Source organism: Rhodococcus sp. IC4_135 (assembly GCF_011602025.1).
GTDB classification, from domain to species: domain Bacteria; phylum Actinomycetota; class Actinomycetes; order Mycobacteriales; family Mycobacteriaceae; genus Rhodococcus_F; species Rhodococcus_F baikonurensis.
In genome coordinates, this window is record NZ_JAAOLG010000054.1 from 1 (window position 1) to 15,657 (window position 15,657).

Annotated in this window: 24 protein-coding genes; 22 read left to right on the plus strand and 2 right to left on the minus strand. The window is 63.1% G+C overall.

Translation table 11 applies throughout. The features are described 5' to 3' along the window. Positions 1–286 (minus strand): helix-turn-helix transcriptional regulator (locus G8767_RS33395; protein ID WP_166814042.1); only part of this gene is annotated, 286 nt, incomplete at its 3' end. An 86-nt stretch (positions 287–372) separates the two neighbouring features. Here G8767_RS33395 and G8767_RS33400 point away from each other — a divergent pair. The 22 genes from G8767_RS33400 (at position 373) to G8767_RS33505 (ending at position 14,719) form a co-directional block, all read left to right on the plus strand. Beyond that, entirely contained in the window at positions 373–579 is a 207-nt protein-coding gene (locus tag G8767_RS33400) for a helix-turn-helix domain-containing protein (protein ID WP_166814044.1), read from the plus strand. Next, positions 576–773, plus strand: a complete 198-nt coding sequence (locus tag G8767_RS33405; protein ID WP_166814046.1) for a hypothetical protein — start codon at positions 576–578, stop codon at positions 771–773. The genes G8767_RS33400 and G8767_RS33405 overlap by 4 nt, the downstream gene beginning before the upstream one ends. Positions 774–1,502: 729 nt before the next feature. After that, the gene (locus tag G8767_RS33410; protein WP_166814038.1) at positions 1,503–1,661 is read left to right on the plus strand and encodes a hypothetical protein; all 159 of its coding nucleotides are present in this window, start codon (positions 1,503–1,505) and stop codon (positions 1,659–1,661) included. Further along, positions 1,658–1,915: a hypothetical protein gene (locus tag G8767_RS33415; protein ID WP_166814048.1), complete on the plus strand. Its 258-nt coding sequence runs from the start codon at positions 1,658–1,660 to the stop codon at positions 1,913–1,915. Before G8767_RS33410 ends, G8767_RS33415 begins: the two co-directional genes overlap by 4 nt. A gap of 205 nt (positions 1,916–2,120) precedes the next feature. Next, the gene (locus G8767_RS33420; RefSeq protein ID WP_240952970.1) at positions 2,121–2,366 is read left to right on the plus strand and encodes an HNH endonuclease signature motif containing protein; all 246 of its coding nucleotides are present in this window, start codon (positions 2,121–2,123) and stop codon (positions 2,364–2,366) included. Continuing rightward, positions 2,359–2,727, plus strand: a complete 369-nt coding sequence (locus G8767_RS33425; protein ID WP_166814052.1) for a hypothetical protein — start codon at positions 2,359–2,361, stop codon at positions 2,725–2,727. Before G8767_RS33420 ends, G8767_RS33425 begins: the two co-directional genes overlap by 8 nt. Before the next feature lie 76 nt (positions 2,728–2,803). Continuing rightward, positions 2,804–3,175: a hypothetical protein gene (locus G8767_RS33430; protein ID WP_166814054.1), complete on the plus strand. Its 372-nt coding sequence runs from the start codon at positions 2,804–2,806 to the stop codon at positions 3,173–3,175. Continuing rightward, a complete protein-coding gene (locus G8767_RS33435) occupies positions 3,123–4,574 on the plus strand; it encodes a terminase (protein ID WP_206030013.1) in 1,452 nt (483 codons plus the stop codon). Before G8767_RS33430 ends, G8767_RS33435 begins: the two co-directional genes overlap by 53 nt. Next, positions 4,567–4,821, plus strand: coding sequence for a hypothetical protein (locus tag G8767_RS33440; RefSeq protein WP_166814056.1), 255 nt, complete (start codon positions 4,567–4,569; stop codon positions 4,819–4,821). Before G8767_RS33435 ends, G8767_RS33440 begins: the two co-directional genes overlap by 8 nt. A gap of 39 nt (positions 4,822–4,860) precedes the next feature. Next, positions 4,861–5,985, plus strand: coding sequence for a phage portal protein (locus tag G8767_RS33445; protein ID WP_166814058.1), 1,125 nt, complete (start codon positions 4,861–4,863; stop codon positions 5,983–5,985). Then, complete coding sequence (locus tag G8767_RS36095; RefSeq protein ID WP_240952971.1) at positions 5,982–6,677, plus strand: peptidoglycan-binding protein; 696 nt, start codon at positions 5,982–5,984, stop codon at positions 6,675–6,677. Before G8767_RS33445 ends, G8767_RS36095 begins: the two co-directional genes overlap by 4 nt. Before the next feature lie 88 nt (positions 6,678–6,765). Beyond that, a complete protein-coding gene (locus tag G8767_RS33455) occupies positions 6,766–6,903 on the plus strand; it encodes a hypothetical protein (RefSeq protein WP_166814060.1) in 138 nt (45 codons plus the stop codon). A 7-nt stretch (positions 6,904–6,910) separates the two neighbouring features. Further along, entirely contained in the window at positions 6,911–7,216 is a 306-nt protein-coding gene (locus G8767_RS33460) for a hypothetical protein (protein ID WP_206030014.1), read from the plus strand. Next, complete coding sequence (locus G8767_RS33465; protein ID WP_166814062.1) at positions 7,191–8,744, plus strand: hypothetical protein; 1,554 nt, start codon at positions 7,191–7,193, stop codon at positions 8,742–8,744. The genes G8767_RS33460 and G8767_RS33465 overlap by 26 nt, the downstream gene beginning before the upstream one ends. A 3-nt stretch (positions 8,745–8,747) precedes the next feature. Next, the gene (locus G8767_RS33470; protein WP_166814064.1) at positions 8,748–9,074 is read left to right on the plus strand and encodes a hypothetical protein; all 327 of its coding nucleotides are present in this window, start codon (positions 8,748–8,750) and stop codon (positions 9,072–9,074) included. Continuing rightward, a complete protein-coding gene (locus tag G8767_RS33475) occupies positions 9,075–9,425 on the plus strand; it encodes a hypothetical protein (protein ID WP_166814066.1) in 351 nt (116 codons plus the stop codon). Positions 9,426–9,442: 17 nt separating this feature from the next. Then, entirely contained in the window at positions 9,443–9,865 is a 423-nt protein-coding gene (locus tag G8767_RS33480) for a hypothetical protein (protein ID WP_166814068.1), read from the plus strand. A 1-nt stretch (position 9,866) separates the two neighbouring features. Continuing rightward, the gene (locus tag G8767_RS33485; protein WP_166814071.1) at positions 9,867–10,250 is read left to right on the plus strand and encodes a hypothetical protein; all 384 of its coding nucleotides are present in this window, start codon (positions 9,867–9,869) and stop codon (positions 10,248–10,250) included. A 3-nt stretch (positions 10,251–10,253) separates the two neighbouring features. After that, entirely contained in the window at positions 10,254–10,547 is a 294-nt protein-coding gene (locus G8767_RS33490) for a hypothetical protein (RefSeq protein WP_166814073.1), read from the plus strand. Between the two features lie 116 nt (positions 10,548–10,663). Beyond that, positions 10,664–12,580 carry a hypothetical protein gene (locus tag G8767_RS33495; protein WP_166814075.1) on the plus strand — a complete coding sequence of 639 codons (1,917 nt, stop codon included), beginning with the start codon at positions 10,664–10,666 and terminating at the stop codon, positions 12,578–12,580. After that, on the plus strand, positions 12,580–14,013 hold the full coding sequence (locus G8767_RS33500; RefSeq protein WP_166814076.1) for a hypothetical protein: 1,434 nt from the start codon (positions 12,580–12,582) through the stop codon (positions 14,011–14,013). Before G8767_RS33495 ends, G8767_RS33500 begins: the two co-directional genes overlap by 1 nt. A 13-nt stretch (positions 14,014–14,026) precedes the next feature. Next, the gene (locus G8767_RS33505; RefSeq protein WP_166814040.1) at positions 14,027–14,719 is read left to right on the plus strand and encodes a hypothetical protein; all 693 of its coding nucleotides are present in this window, start codon (positions 14,027–14,029) and stop codon (positions 14,717–14,719) included. On the opposite strand, the gene G8767_RS33510 is transcribed toward G8767_RS33505, so the two are convergent. After that, positions 14,720–15,547, minus strand: a complete 828-nt coding sequence (locus G8767_RS33510; protein ID WP_346843062.1) for a tyrosine-type recombinase/integrase — start codon at positions 15,545–15,547, stop codon at positions 14,720–14,722. Between the last annotated feature and the right edge of the window lie 110 nt (positions 15,548–15,657).

A 15,657-nucleotide genomic window follows, 5' to 3' on the forward strand; every position in this document is an offset into this window, starting at 1 on the left:
ATCTTGGGATTGAGGAAGGTTCGCTGACACCCCCGTCATCATCAGGTGACGGGGATTTTCCTGTGTCTAGCCATTCGTAGCTAACTCCGGTAGCCATCGCCCACGCCATTTTCTGGCCTCGCTTGGGGACTGCCTCGCCTTTCTCGAAGCGAATGACGCTTCGTATTCCTACTTCGATCAGTTCGGCGAGCTCGGCCTGAGTCATCCCGCGATAGTCGCGCGCGAGCATCAGCCTCGTTTTGAGCGTGATTGGCGGTATAGCGCCTTCGGCGTGTGGATTAGTCATGTTTGCAACTTAGCGCACTTGACGTATCTACGCCAATATCTGAGCCAATGTTGCCGTAAGTGCATAAATGTGCCAATCTGTCATCCGTGAACAACATCGGCGTACTTACGGACTTGTGTTCCGTGGTGGACGCGGCCGAGATCCTCGGAAAGCCCGTCAGCACTGTGCAGAAGTGGGCACGTACTGGCCGTATCCCCGTCGTGGGCAAGCTGTCTGGCCTTCGCGGGGCGTACATCTTGGATCGAACCGAGATGAATCACCTTGCGGCACAGCGGAAGAAGGCACGCAAATGACCCCGTTGGATGAGATCGTTGGTGGGCTGGATGCCGCTCTGTCGGTCTCTGCCGCCCGTATCGAGCGTGTTCTCGCAGAAGTGCCCGAAGACGATCAAGCCCGCGCCTACGCCCATGCATACGGCTACGCATACAGCTACCTCGTCGCGTCGATCACTGCCCACCTTGAGAACGCTCGTCGCGGACAGCGCTGATGGGCGACGTGGTGAAAGGGCCGTGGAAGACGCCCGAAAACTTCGTAGACCCGTCTCGCGTCCGTTGGCGCAAGGGTCGGCCGATCGAGCCGACCAAAGAAAAGTGCGTCGATTGTGAACGACCCTTTCACCCCAAGGCGTGGATTCCGGTAGATCGTGTGTGCGCCGACTGCCGAGACGCCCGCCAGGCCGCGTTAGACGAGCTGGCCGTACCGACTTTGTTCGATCCCGAAGGCACCAACTAGCCGCTTCACGTCGCTATCAGCAGGGTCCGACGTTAACCGACCAGCTTGCCGGTCACGCGGGGCAGATTCCGGCACTGCCCGCCAAGCCTTCAGGTAGCTCCTGAAGGGGAGGTAATACGACGATAGCGACCTGCCAACTTCGGCAGGGCGCGACTTTCGTTGTCCCTGAACGGATCTAGGGGCGAGCTTCCGGGGATTCCTAGGGTGGTGGCGACGATGCCCACTCCCTACTCACTCACAGATACGGGGTAGTCATGGCTAATCACTTCGCTCGACCACCGGTAATGCGTAAGGCACGGTTCGATGACCGCTGCCGGTTGTGCCTCTCACCGGTCAATGCGGGTGATTCCGTGTCATGGACTGCGGACAACCTGATTGCTCACCTGCGCTGTGCGACTGACCTCGAAAACCAACTGGCGCAACGTAAGCGACGTGATGCCGAGCAGGCACGCAAGCGCCGCGCCCTATCGAAAGGACGAACACGATGACCGATGGAACCCTGATCGGCTGGATGCTCAAGACGATTACCGAGCGCATCCACGAAGAACTCCCGGCCGGACGTGAACGCTCACTGGCGCTCACCAAGCTCGAAGAGGCAGACATGTGGCTCGGCCGTGCGATCGCGTCGGGAGCGGACAAATGAACGACCATGCCCGTACACCGCTCGATGAGGTCACCCTCGCGGTCACAGACCTCTCACAGCAGGCCACCATTCTCTCGCTCGCTCTCGATGCCATCGTTAACTCCGGCGCAGTGGACGAACTCGACGGCCTAGCTCGGCAACTGCTGCTCGACGGCAAGGAACGCGTGGATCACGTCGCGGCCGAGCTGCCGCGTGCGATCGACTCCCTGATGACCGTGATGGCCCACAACAGCGATGCAGGAGTGAACCTGTGATCGACATTATGGTGATCGTGGCGGGTGTCGCACTGTTCGCAATCTGGCTGTGGATTCTGTCTCTCGCGAACCCATCCCGCCACCGCCGTGACAGCACGCCACCACCGACCGTGGGTCCCGAAGGCCCCGGCGGCGTGGATACCTCAATTCTCCGTAGGCGCTGATGGCCGGGTGGGGCGGCCGAGCTGCTGCCGGACTGACAGAGATGACGATCGCCACGTACGGCGTCCGCTGCCATCTGTGCGGCAAGGCCACCCCGCCGGCCACCACGGCGGACCACATCATTCCGCGCTCGCGTGGTGGCGCGGACACGCTGTCCAACCTGCGGCCCGCTCATCAGTCGTGCAACTCAGCACGCGGAAACAAGTCAATGACCCAGTGGTGGGCAAGCAAGCGCGGTCGCGCCCTTGTTGCACCACCCTCACGAGATTGGTTGCAAGACAATGGATGACAACCTGTTCATGCTCGGTGTGCACCTGGTGATCCGCATGGTTGTGCTGCTGTGGGTGATGGTCGGTATGGGCTTGGCCCTCGCCGCACTCGTGCATGTTCTTCGCATATTCCATGCATCACTCATGCATAAACATTCAAGCTATGCATGGATGGTCCGTCGCATATTCATGCATAAATATGCAGACGATATGCGCATGGACATTCATGCAGGTCAGAGCGGTGCGGCACGTCATCGCACGTCACGTGAATCATCGCAGGTCAGAGACGTTTTTTATACAGAGGTCCTCCGGAAGCCCCGCGCCCTTTGGGAAATCCCTCCCCAGGTGGGCACCCCGGGGGTTATGCATAATCGTGAATAATATTCATGCATGAATATTCATGCGGTGCATGCTCGTGTATGAATATTCATGCATGGATGAGTGAATGGAGATGCTGATGTCTGAGCAAGGTGCGCTATTCGACCCACCGTCGGAGTTGCCCCCACAAGCGGGTCGGCACTCGGCCGCGATCGAGCGATCGGTGAAGGCAGCGGCCGAGGGTGATGCGCTGCTCGACCTGGACGCGGCGCTGGTGTCGGTGGCCCGCGCTGGCATGTACGCCCTGGACTGTGCTGAGCGGATGCCCAAGCCCGCGTATCCGCTGGCGCAGACCATCACTCCGGTCCGGGAAACGATCGAAGCGCTGTTCGGTACACCGCAGTCCCGAGCTGCTGGCGCTGAGGAGGAGCTCAAGCAGCTCATGGAGGAGATGAACAATGCAACCGATGCCAGCGCCGAAGTTCGCAACACCGAGGAATCCGGCGCGTAAGACCACTGGTCCGGCGGTCGGTGTGATCGCCGGACGGATGGGCACTCCGTTCATGCCGTGGCAGACGCTCGTTTCGAATGTCGGCAACGAACTCGACAGCCGAGGTCACTACTTCTACCCGCTCGTGGTCATCTCGATTCAGCGCCAGGCGGGTAAGACCACGCTCCAGCTCGCGAACTCCGTCCATCGCTGCCTGTCGGGTCCGCGCCGCAAGGTGTGGATGACAGCGCAGACAGGGCAGCATGCGGGCGAAAAGTTCCGGGAACTGTCCGAGGACTTCGGTCAGTCGCCCCTTAAACGCTTCGCAACGACCAAGCGTGGCAAGGGTTCTGAGCGCATGTCGTTCGTGAACGGGTCCGCGCTGCGCCCGCATCCGCCCACCGAGGACTCGCTGCATGGTGAACAGTCCGACCTCAACAACGTCGATGAGGGGTGGAAGTTCACCGAGCCGGACGCGCTCGCGCTCATGCAGGCCATCGTCCCCACGCAGACCACCCGCAAGGGCGCGCAGACGGTCATCGTCTCGACCATGGGCACCGCTGCCTCGACGTGGTTTCACGGCCTCTGTGACGCCGGACGTGAAGGCGCGCCGGGCATGGCGTATTTCGAGTGGGGCATTCCCGACACCGCCGACCCGACCGACCTCGCCATGGTCGCCGAACATCACCCGGCGTTCGGGCACACGGTGGACATGGACGCACTCGAACGGGCCTACGCGCAGATGCGCAAGAACCCCGGTGAGTTCGCCCGCGCCTACGGCAACCGGCGCACCGGCTCACGTGAGCGCGTCATTCCGCTGACGGCATGGGAATCGGCGCAGACGATGGAGCCGATTCCCGAGGGTCTGCGGCTCTCGTTCGGCGCGGCCGTGAACGTGGACGGTGAATCGTCCGCGATCGCCGTCGCCGCACTGCTGCCGGACGGTCGGCCGATCGTGGAAATGGTCACCTCGAAGCAAGGAACGATGTGGGTTGCCGGAACCCTGCGCAAGCTCGCGGGCGAATGGCAGGGCAATCAGGTCATCGTCGATCGGTACGGCCCGTCCGCAGTGATCGCAGACGAGTGCGACAAGCTCGAGGTTTCCCTGATGGACCTGCAAGCCCGCGACGTGGCGCTGGCATGCGCCGACTTTCTCGGCCGCTTGAAGTCCATGGAAGAGAACGAATTCGGGATCTACGTTCCCCGTCCACGCATGCTGATCCGCCCCAACCCGGCTCTGTCCACCGCTGCCGACGTTGCTGCCACCCGCAAGTTCGGAGACGGCGGGTGGATGTGGTCGCGCCGAACCTCGCTCGGTTCGATCGCTGAACTCGAAGCTGCCACCCTCGCCGTCTACGGCGCACTCCACCAACCGGCCGAAGAAGCCGCACCGAAGATTTGGACACCTGGCAATGCCTGAGATTCGTTTGGATTCCACTCCGTTCACCACCCTGGCGCTCTGCGATTGCGGTTGGCGTGAGCTGTCCGGCACCCGAGCCGGTGCGTGGCGCTGCGCCGCCGGTCACCTCAAGAGCGTGCACAGCGATTTGCAAGCCGCACGAACCGCGCTCAATGCGCACTACGCGTGCACCCGCCGCGCCCGCTCCACGACACACCCGCGCCAAGCCGGAAGCAAACGCGCTGGTAGACCGCCCACCAAAAAATAGTTCGCCGGAAACGTAGGCAGGTGTCCGCATGGTTGACCCGTGGGCATCTTCCAGAAACTGCGAATGGCGGCGGCGCTGCCCGAGTTGGCGGCGTCGTACGTCAACCCGGCGATAGCGAGTCCGTGGGCACCGCACCCGACACACCTCAATTCCGTTGTGTGGCCGGATATTACGGGCATGAAGTACCTGCCGATCACCCGTCTCGAAGCGATGTCGGTGCCCGCGATGGCCCGAGCACGTGGCCTGATCTGCGGCACACTCGGCAACCTGCCGCTCCGCGAGTACTCGCACGACGGCAGAGTCGTCGCTGATCAGCCGGATTTCCTCACCCGCACCGACCGAGGAATCTCCCCGTTCCACCGGATGCTGTGGACCGCCGACGATCTGCTGTTCTTCGGGTGGTCTCTCTGGTCCGCCGACGAGCGCGACGAGACCGGCCGAGTCACGAGCGCGCAGCGCATCCCGTTCGACTACTGGGACTTCAACAGCAAGTTCGAAGTGACCATCAACGGTGAGACCGCCGCCGCAGACGAAGTGATCCTGATCCCCGGTATCCACGAGGGTCTGTTGCAATTCGCCGGTCGCACGCTGCGCCACTCCACGCACCTGCTCGACGCGGCCGACAAGGCAGCCGAGACGCCCATGGCGAACGTCGAACTGCACCAGACCTCCGGCGCACCGATGAACGACGACGACATTTCGAAGCTGGTGTCTCGGTGGGCAGCTGCACGGCGCGGTGAGAACGGTGGTGTCGGCTACACGAACTCGGCCATCGAGGTCAAAGAGCACGGCGCGATCAACCAACACCTGTTGGTGGAGGGCCGCAACGCTGCCGCCGTCGATATCGCCCGCATCGCCGGTATCCCCGCCGTGCTGCTCGACGCCGGGGCCGAGGGCAAAAGCTCGATGTCCTACGACAACGCGCAGGGCCGCAACGCCGAGCTTGTCGATTACGGCCTGCGCCCGCTGATGGCCGCGATCGCCGGACGGCTCTCCCTCACCGATGTCACCCCCGCCGACCGCCGTATCTCGTTCGACCTCGAGGAGTTCATCGGACCCTCGCCCCTGTCGGTCAACACCGACACCCCCGCTCCCGATCGGTCTGGTCCTGGTCATAGCCAGGCCGATCGGGTCTCAGTCGAGAAAGAGCAGGTTCCCTCATGACGCGCTACCCCACACGCCCAGGCGTCCTGTCCGAAAACGGCTGGCCGATGGTCGATCGCTCCGGCGTCACCGTCGTTCAGATCCCCGGCGTCCCGGCCGCGAAAGCCGTTCCGCTCCGCACCGGCGACGTGTCCACGATTCTCTCCGCGTTCATCAAGGCATACAACGATCACGTCGAACCGGTCATCTCGCAGGTCTGGGGCTGGTCCCCGGACAACGACGTCCCGAACAGTAACCACATGTCCGGCACCGCCATCGACATCAACGCCCCGAAATACAACATGGGTTACTACTCGATGAAACCCGAGATCGTGGGCAGAGTCGAGCAAACCCTGCGCTCATTCGACGGCGTGATCTACCACGGCCGCAGGTGGTCTCGTCCCGACGAGATGCACTACCAGATCGGGCTACGGCCTGGTGATCCTCGCGTCGTCGCACTTGCGCAGCGCATTCGCGGCGGCAACACCACCATCCCCTCGCCCGAGTTGTTGCATCGCGGATCTACCGGCGACCGGGTGCGAGCCTTGCAGGCGCGCCTCAATCGCGACTACCCGCGCTACTCACGCCTGGAAGTCGACGGCGACTTCGGACCCGCGACCGAGGCGGTGGTGCGGGAGTTCCAAGCCCGCACCGGCCTTTCCGTGGACGGTATCGCCGGACCCGACACCCTGCGCCGATTGGGCCTGTCATGACCTACGCAATTCTTGCCGGTATTCCGTTGGCAGCGTTCGCAATTCGGGACATTGCCCGTCACGTTTCCGCGAACAGAAAGGCGCACGTGTGCTTGCCATCGCCGTCACCCTCGCACTGATCCTGAGCGTCACTGCGCTCGCTGCCGCAGGTATCGCGATCTACCTGATCGTGACAACCGCGATGGCCCTGCAACCCGAACACGAGACATTGGACGAGAAAAGTTGAACACTTCATGCAAAGGCTCACACCCTCCCAGCAGCCCAGCCAGTCCCGCCGACCGTGGCGCGCGACGGCCCGCACAGTCTTCGCAGGGTTCGTCGCGATCGCACCGCTCGCCCCGACGCTCGCGCAGTCACTCGGTGTCGAGACTATTCCTGTGGTTGCCGGTGCTCTGGTTCTCATTGGTGGCGTCACCCGCCTACTCGCAGAGCCGAACGTGGAAGCGTTTCTTCGGCAACACTTCTCGTGGCTCTCGGCTGAACCTGAGCGGACAGCCAAGCATCGCCGCTCCGATGTTGACAGCAGCGGACTCGACTGAGGTCGCCAAGTTCAACTCACCGGCCCCCGCCACCGCCAGCGAAGAGCGACGCACGATCGTCGGAATGGGCTTGCCGTTCCGCACTCCCGGCCGCACGTCGGTCGGTCAGGTCAGTGTCGAACCGAACGCGATCATCGTCCCGGACGACCTGTCCCGCGTGAAGCTCTACGCCGGTCACTCCGACGCGGGCGGCGCGCCGGTCGGATACCTGACCGCATGCGAGTCCACCGACGCCGGAATGAACTTCACCTTCAAGGTCGGATCCGGCTCGGCCGGTGACCAGACCCTGACCGCTGCCGCCGAACGCGTGATCGACGGCATGTCCGTCGAACTGGTGGACCTCCAGCGATCGGGCGACGGCTCACGCATCACCCGTGGTGTTCTCTCCGCCGTCGCCATGGTCGCCATCCCCGCATTCCCCAATGCCCGCGCATCGAGCGTCACGGCATCCGAACAGAGAGAGGCCGATATGCCTGCCACCAAGAACGCCGCCCACCAGGCAGCCGCCGAAAAAACAGACGGCACCGCCGCCGCTGCAGAGAACGAAACTACTGCTGCCGCAACTACGGCCGCGCCCGCCGCGCCTGCGGTCACGGCAGCACAGGCGCCGGTAGGACTGACCGCCGCTGTCGCACGTCCCACCGCCCCGCTCACGTTCTCGCAGGTCTGCGACACCCTGCAGGCCGTGCGCCGCAACGAACGCAGCGAGACCCTGACCGCCGCGCTCGCGGACATCACCCGCTCCGCCAACCCGTACGTCACCCCGGACGGATGGATCGGAGAACTCTGGAGCGGTGTCGCGTATCAGCGTGAAATCGTCCCGCTGCTCTCCACCGCGCCGCTCACCCACTGGAAGACCACCGGATGGCGCTGGACGGAAAAGCCCGAGGTTGACGACTACGCGGGCAACAAGACCGAGATTCCGACCAACGAGGTCACCACGGAATCGGTGTCGGTGGAAGCGAAGCGGCTCGCAGGTGGTCACGACATCGACCGCAAGTTCTGGGACTTCAACGATCAGGAGTTCATTCGCGCCTACTTCTCCGCCATGGCCGAGGACTACGCGTACAAGTCCGATCAGCGTGCCGCGACGTTCGTCACCACCAGCGCCGCAACGCTGCCCGCCGGTCCCGTCGCCCCGGACCTTATTCGCGCCGCCGCTCGCGGTGCCCGGTACGTCAAGCGCAACGCACGCGCGGCCGCGACGTTCGTGCTCGTCAACGACGAGGACATCGAGTCGCTGCTCGACTTCACTCAGCTCGACGTGCCCGAGTACGTCAAGCTCCTTGGGATCGACCCCGAGAACTTCGTTCCGCACGAGTTCGTGCCGAAGGGCAAAGTCATCGTCGGCGCGAAGGCAGCGGCCACGTTCTACGAACTGGCAGGATCGCCGATCCGAGTCGAGACCGTGGACCTCGCTCGCGGTGGACAGGACGGCGCACTGTTCGGCTACTACGCGACCCTGCTGCATTCGAACAAGGGGCTGGTCTCCGTGGACTGGGCAGCGCCCGCACCGGCAGCGGGATAGCCGATGACGGCACCGATCGAGACAGGGCCTGTCGGAAGGCAGGCCCTGCTCGACCAGCTCGCGATCACCGACCAGGACGAGAAGACCATCGACGGCGTGATCGCAGCGGTCAACGCACAGGTGATCCTGTGGAAGGGCGCACACGATCCGTGGGCTGCGAACTACGTGCACGGCGCGGTCATGCTCGCCTCGCGCATCGTGCGCCGCCGCAACTCACCGGCCGGTATCGAAACGTTCAGCATGGACGCCACCGCCTACGTCCAGCGCAATGACCCGGACGTGCAGATGTTCCTCGAACTCGGCCCCTGGACGAGACCGGCGGTCGGATAGATGAGCATCGACTCCGCACTGAACGAACTCGTGACAGCCATCCGCGCCGCAGGGCTGCGCGTGACCGCCGACCTGCGGGACCTCAACCCTCCGGCGATCGCCGTCAAAGCCGGGTCCGTCGTGCTCGATCGGCTGTGTGGTGAAGGCACGATGACCGTCGAACTGTATTTGGTGGCACCGGATCACGGCAGCAATCAGGGCCACAAGGCGCTCGCGCCGATGCTCAAGAAACTGCTTGCCGTGGTCGATCCCGTCCAGCCTGTCCAACTGTCCATGACCATGGCGCTCTCCGGTCAGGGCGGTGGGCTTCCCGCCTATCTCGTCACGACCGAAGTCTCAGTCGAACTCTAGAAGCAAAGGAAAATGCCATGCCTGCCAAGTCATACAAGATGGGTCCGGGAACCCTCACTGTCGGTGAGGTCGGATCACCGGACGGAATCGACATCTCGTGCCAGGTGACCAAGGGCGTACTCAAGCCCAGCAAAGACGCCGAGGACGATCTGAACGTCCTGTGCGGCGACGTGATTCCCGGCGAGGTCACCTACACGTGGGTGCTTGAAGCCACTGTGGCGCAGGATCTTTCGGCTGACGGAATCAACCTGTGGGCGCTGGCGAACATGGGCAAGCAGTTCCCGTTCAAGTTCGTCCCGAACACCGAACTCAAGACCGGTTTCTCTGGCACGCTGACCGTGGACCCGATCAACATCGGCGGCGACGTGAAGACCAAGCCGACTTCCGATCTGGAGTGGTCGTTGGTCGGACAGCCCGTCGTGATCCCACCGGCCCCCTGAGATGTCCGACTACATCGCGGTGCGAATGCAGGGTGTGGGCGATTTCGTCCGCACGATGGAGCGCGGCGGTGTGGAGCTGGACGAGCTGAAATCGGTCAACAGGGCAGCGGCGGAAATCGTCGCCTCCGCTGCCCTGCTGTTCGTCCCTCGCAAGTCCGGCAACCTCGCCTCCACCATCCGGGTCACCGCGACCGCACGTGCGGGTGGCATCAAGTTCGGTGGACCACGAGCGCCGTACGCCAACCCCATCCACTGGGGCTGGCATCGCAAGCACATCCGTGCGCAGCCGTTCGCCACCGACGCCGCGTATCTGGCCGAACCGGATTTCGTTCGGCTCTATCAGGAACACCTCGATTACTACATCGACCAAGTAGAAGGAATGTGACCCATGGCAGTTCAGCGCATCATCGTCAATGTCGAGATGGAAGACGGCACCGTTCACGAGAACGTCAAGACCAACATCTCCGATCAGATGAAAACCGCTGCAATGCAGCGAAAGCAGAAATGGGGATCGGCCGTCGAAGATCCCGTCTCGTTCACCAACTACATCACGTTCATTGCCCTCTACCGCCAGGGGTTGTTCACCGGTAGTTGGGAAGCGTTCTGCAACGAAGCTGCCGCGATCGAGCAGGTGGAGACCGAAGATATCGACCCTACGACGGCGACACCTTCGAACGTCTGATCGTGTCGCTGGCGATTGCCACGAACATTCCCGTCTCGCAGTGGCTTTCGGAGTCCGATGAGGTGATCGCCACCGCGATCGACATTCTCGAACAGCAATCAGAGCAGGAGTGACCAGTGGCAGGTAGCGCCATTCTCGGTGTCCACATCGTCGGCAACGGACAGAACGCAGAGCGTGCGTTCCGCTCCGTTGCCCGCGCCGCCGAACGGATGCAACGACAAGTCCAGCGAGTGTTCTCGTTGGACTCGTCGTCGTTCACTGCCGGACTGTTCCGCGCTGGCGGTGCGATCGCCGGTATCGGATCGAAGATCACGGCCGTCGTGTCGCTGATCCCTTTCCTGCTCGGCGCTCTCGGCTCGGTCGGCTTCGGGCTGATGGGGGTGGGGTTGGCTGCCGCGCCCGCGCTGGGGGCGGTGATGCTCGGCATGGACGGAATCAAGAAGGCAGCGCAAACCATTGCGCCGCAGTTCGATTCACTCAAAGCGGCGGTATCGTCCACCTTCGAAAAGTCCATGGCCCCGTCCTTCGAGAAACTGGGCGGACTGATGGAGTCCATCACCCCGGCCATGCAGCGCATCGCCCTCTCGGTCAACGACGTCTTTTCCGGCGTCGTCGATACCATCACCGGCCCCGGCCTCGACTCGTTCAACAAGCTACTCAGTGCGGGCGAGCAATTCGTCTCGTCCCTCATGCCCGGTATCTCCGACCTGGTTCAGGGTCTGCTCGACTTCGGAGCCGCTGTCGAGCCGGTCGCCAGCAAATTGGGCCTGGCTTTCGGTGGAGTACTCGGCACCATCGGGCAGGTCTTCTCCCAACTCCAGCAGTCCGGCACCCTGACGAGTCTGTTCGACGGCTTCGCCCAGGTGCTCGACGGTATCTCTGCGACACTCGGCCCGCTGCTGACCATGCTCGCCGAACTCGGTGCCGTGGTCGGTCCGATGCTCGGGCAGATGTTTCAGGCTCTCGGCTCCGCTCTCACCGGTATCACCCCCGCGTTCTCGCAGATTGCCGGAACTGTCGGCACCGCACTCGTGCAGATTTTCGATGCACTTGCGCCGGTCCTTCCCGTCGTCGCGAATGCATTCGCCTCACTCGTCTCCGCTGTCGCGCCGCTGATTCCGCCGCTGGCCCAGCTGGTCGCGATCTTCGCGGGCGGACTCGCACAACTGGTGCAAGCACTTGCCCCTGCCTTCCAAGCGGTAGCCGAAGCGCTCTCGGCCGCGATCATGCCGGTCCTGCCGATCATCGCGGACATGTTCACTCAGATGGCCCCGGTCATCGCCCAGGTCGCGACCGGCGTCGGTCAGTCCCTGGTAACCGCCATCCAGACTCTCGCTCCGATCCTGCCCACTCTGGCGACCGCGTTCACCGAGCTGCTCATGGCGGTGCTCCCGATCCTGCCGACCATGGTTCAGCTCATCTCCGCGATTCTGCCGCCGCTGGCCTCGCTGATGGTCGAACTGTCCCCGATCACCCTCGCCGTCGTCGGTGCTCTGACCGCGCTGGCGAACATCGTCGCCGGTGTGCTCTCCGGCGCGGTGTCGATGTTCACCGACCTGATGTCTCGACTCGGCCCGATCATGGGTCCGATCGGGGATATCGGTGCCCGCGCCTTCAACGCGCTGCTGGCCCCGATCCGCACGGTCATCAGCGCCGTGCAGGGACTCATCAACATCATCTCCAACATTCGATTCCCCTCGCCGCCGTCGTGGCTGTCGGGTCTGTTCTCCGCTGCCGCGCCCGAGCTTCGCGGTATCCCACCGGTCGGAGATTTCTTCAAGTTCCTCCCGCCGGCCGTTTCCGCGTTCGGGGCCGCACCTCCCGAGCTCACTGCCGCACAGCCTGGTTTGAACTCCGGTGGGTTCGCCCCGTTCGCTTCGAAAGTCGCAGCCCCGGCATACGTCGATCAGCGAACCTACATCACCGTGGACGGCTCGGTGCTCTCGACTGACAACGCACTCGCTGAACTCATCGCCAACGCGATCGGCCGCACCGACCGCACTCGCGGCGCAAGCCCGGCGGTGGTGTTCTGATGGTCAACCCAACACCCACCATCGCGATCGGCGGACAGTTCATGTCCTGCGCCACCGCGACTGACGAGAACGGACGAAAGGTGTTCCCGATCAACGGGTCTACCCTCGTCGGTGACATGACGATCGAGTGGGGTCGCTCGGACATGTGGACCCAACCGCAACCGTCCGTGCTCACCTTCACCATCTGGGAAGCCGAACCGAACTGGTTGCGCCGCATCGCCGCGCAGACACAAATGCGACTCGCCACCGCAGTGCTCTACACCCGCGAGGGAAACACCAACCCCGGCGACCGGTACATCTTCCAAGGGTTCACGACCAACGTCGATGTGAAGGCATCTCGGCAACGCACACCCGTCGGGATGGTCGATGGATGGATGGTCCGCATTCAAGCCGCGGACCGCACCGCGTTTCTCGGCAACGTTCCGTGGAATCCGATGGAGCTGCCCGAGGAGCAGATGATTCAGCGGGCGGTCCGCATCCGCAATCAAGCGGCCGGTGTCGGTATCCGCCAGTTCTATTTCGAAGACCATTTCAAGACCGGTCAGGTCAAGCCCCTCGACGTGAAGGGCAAGACCGTTCTCGACACGGTTAACGGCATGTACTCATCGTTCGCAGATCAGTACTACTACGAGCCGAACCGCAACGTGGTCAACCGGATTCCGACCGGCGGCGCGTACGCGTACGTCTACATGATGATGGGGGTATCGACGGACAAGAGCGTGGTTCGCTTGTACCCGTTCGACTTTCCCGAAACCAGCGGCAAGGAAGACCCGATAGACCAGATCCCTTACAAGGGCGCCACGATGGGCGCGTGTGATCTGACGGCCGAGCTTGCGTTGTCTTCCAGCATGATTCAGTCCATTACCACCATCTCGTGCAAGTGGTACGACAAGCCCAACGGGTACCGGGAATGGACGACCAACGTCAAGGTGAAGGACGTGGTTCCCGAGGCGCTGCTGCAATTCGAGTCCTGGTACAACGACGGCACGATCATCGACCCCATCATCGAAGACGTGAAGCGTCTGGTGACCGGGGACGCGGCGCAGCCGATGCATCCACGCGTGCGGTGGGACACCTCGAAAACGGGGGACATCATCGGGTGGCGCACGTTCGAATCGCTCACCCTGCCCGCGCAGACGCTCCGGTTCATCACCCTCACCGGCGACCCGTTCGCTGTCGCACTGAACATGATGCCGACGTGGCAACCGTCCGGCGGCACGATCACCTACGGCCGAGGCAAGTGGGATATCACCGTGGACCTGGCCCCGTCCGGCCTCAAGGTTGCACCCGACCACTCACCCGTCACTGCCGACACGATCGACCGGACGATCACTCTCGGCGGCGACAACCCCCGACACCTCGACCCGTCGATCAGTAGCTATGACATGTACTTCGTGTCCACTCGCTACCCGAACCTGTACGCGATGAACTGAAAGGCCGACGCTCATGCCAGGATTCACCACCAAGTACCGCCTGCCGTACCTGCTCGGCAGTGAGGGCTTGTACCTGATCGCCAAGACCACGATGGATCTCGCGACCCGCCTCGAGGCAATCATGACGACCGGCGAACTCAAAGGCGCACCCGGCGCGACTGGAGCACCGGGACCGCAAGGTCCACCCGGTCCCGCTGGTGGGCCGCAAGGTCCGCCCGGTCCCGCTGGCCCGCCCGGTCCTGCCGGTCCCGCATATGAACCGGCGACCGTGTCGCTGCATCGCACAACAACGCAGTCGATTCCCAACAACACCGACACTCTTGTTTCCTTCCAGGCGTCTAAATGGGATAGCAAACCTGGCGGTGCGGCGATGTATTCAACCGCTGGCGGTGTGATCCGCACTGCTGGAATCTATCGAGTCAGCGCGCATATCCCCTGGGGTGGTAGCTCCGCTGGCTCCAGAATCGCCCGTATTCAGCGTTATCGGGGGGCTACTGCGCTAAGCCTCGTCCGCAGTGAAATCCCGCCGACCGGCGGATTGATCGCGTCGCCACTCAGTGACGAGTTCGACTTTGATGCTGGCGATGTGGTGCGTCTGCTCGTCTGGCAGAACTCCGGTGGCGCGCTAACTGTCGGCGGAAGTACCACCAACCCCGAGGATCGCGTGCATCTCTCCGTCACCTACGTGCGAGCCATACCCGCATAGTCAGGCTGCCCACACAGCCGTCGCGGTCTCTCTCATCGAAGCGGGAGGGACCGCGACGTACATTCGCGTCGTCTCCGGCGACGAGTGCCCGAGCAGCTGCTGCACAACGAACACGTCCCGATGGACGAGGTACGCCTGTGTCGCGAAGCGGTGTCGCAGGCTGTGCATAGTGCGTCCCTCCGGCAGGTGATCGGTCACAAGCGTGGCGACGTACGACGGTTTCAGGTGACCACCCATGTATCCGGGAAACAGGTAACCATCGGCCTCCACAATTCGGCCGGCCAATCGGGCACTGATCGGAATCGTCCGGTACTTGAGACCCTTGCCGAGAATCGTGAGCGTCGGCCCGTCGTTGCCATGGTCCACGTCACGCGTGTGCACTTGCGCCGCTTCGGCGCGCCGCAGCCCACAATCGCCACCGAGTTCGATCATCAGCCGCACACGGTCTGGCGCGCTCGCGAGTGCCTCGAGGTATTCGGGCTCAGGTATCGGTCGGGGGTTGGGCGGTGCAGACGCAACGGTACCGAGCAGGGTTGCCGCATCTGTGCTAGTGCGGCCGGATTCAACGGCCCAAGCCCAGAACATTCGGCAGGACGAGCGCACGGACTTGCGTGTGTTTCGGGACCAATCCTGGTCTCCCGTCCACATTGCCAGCTCATCGGGAGAGACATCCCATGGACTCGCGATGCCAATGCTCCTGGAAATCAACGCAATACAGGCGCGGCGTGTGTACACGCTGCGCCCTGTTCGTCCCCGAGAGCGCAGTGCACGCTCGAAGTCCTCTATCGGTTTTTCCCAACCCTCAGGTACAGGTTCATAGTTGGCCATTACCGAAGTGTGATCTTCTGGTTACCGTTTAGGCGACCTTCGTTCCCTTAGCGAGGCCGATTTGGTGCGATCCCGTTACGCAGGCAATTCGTCTCAATCTTGGGATTGAG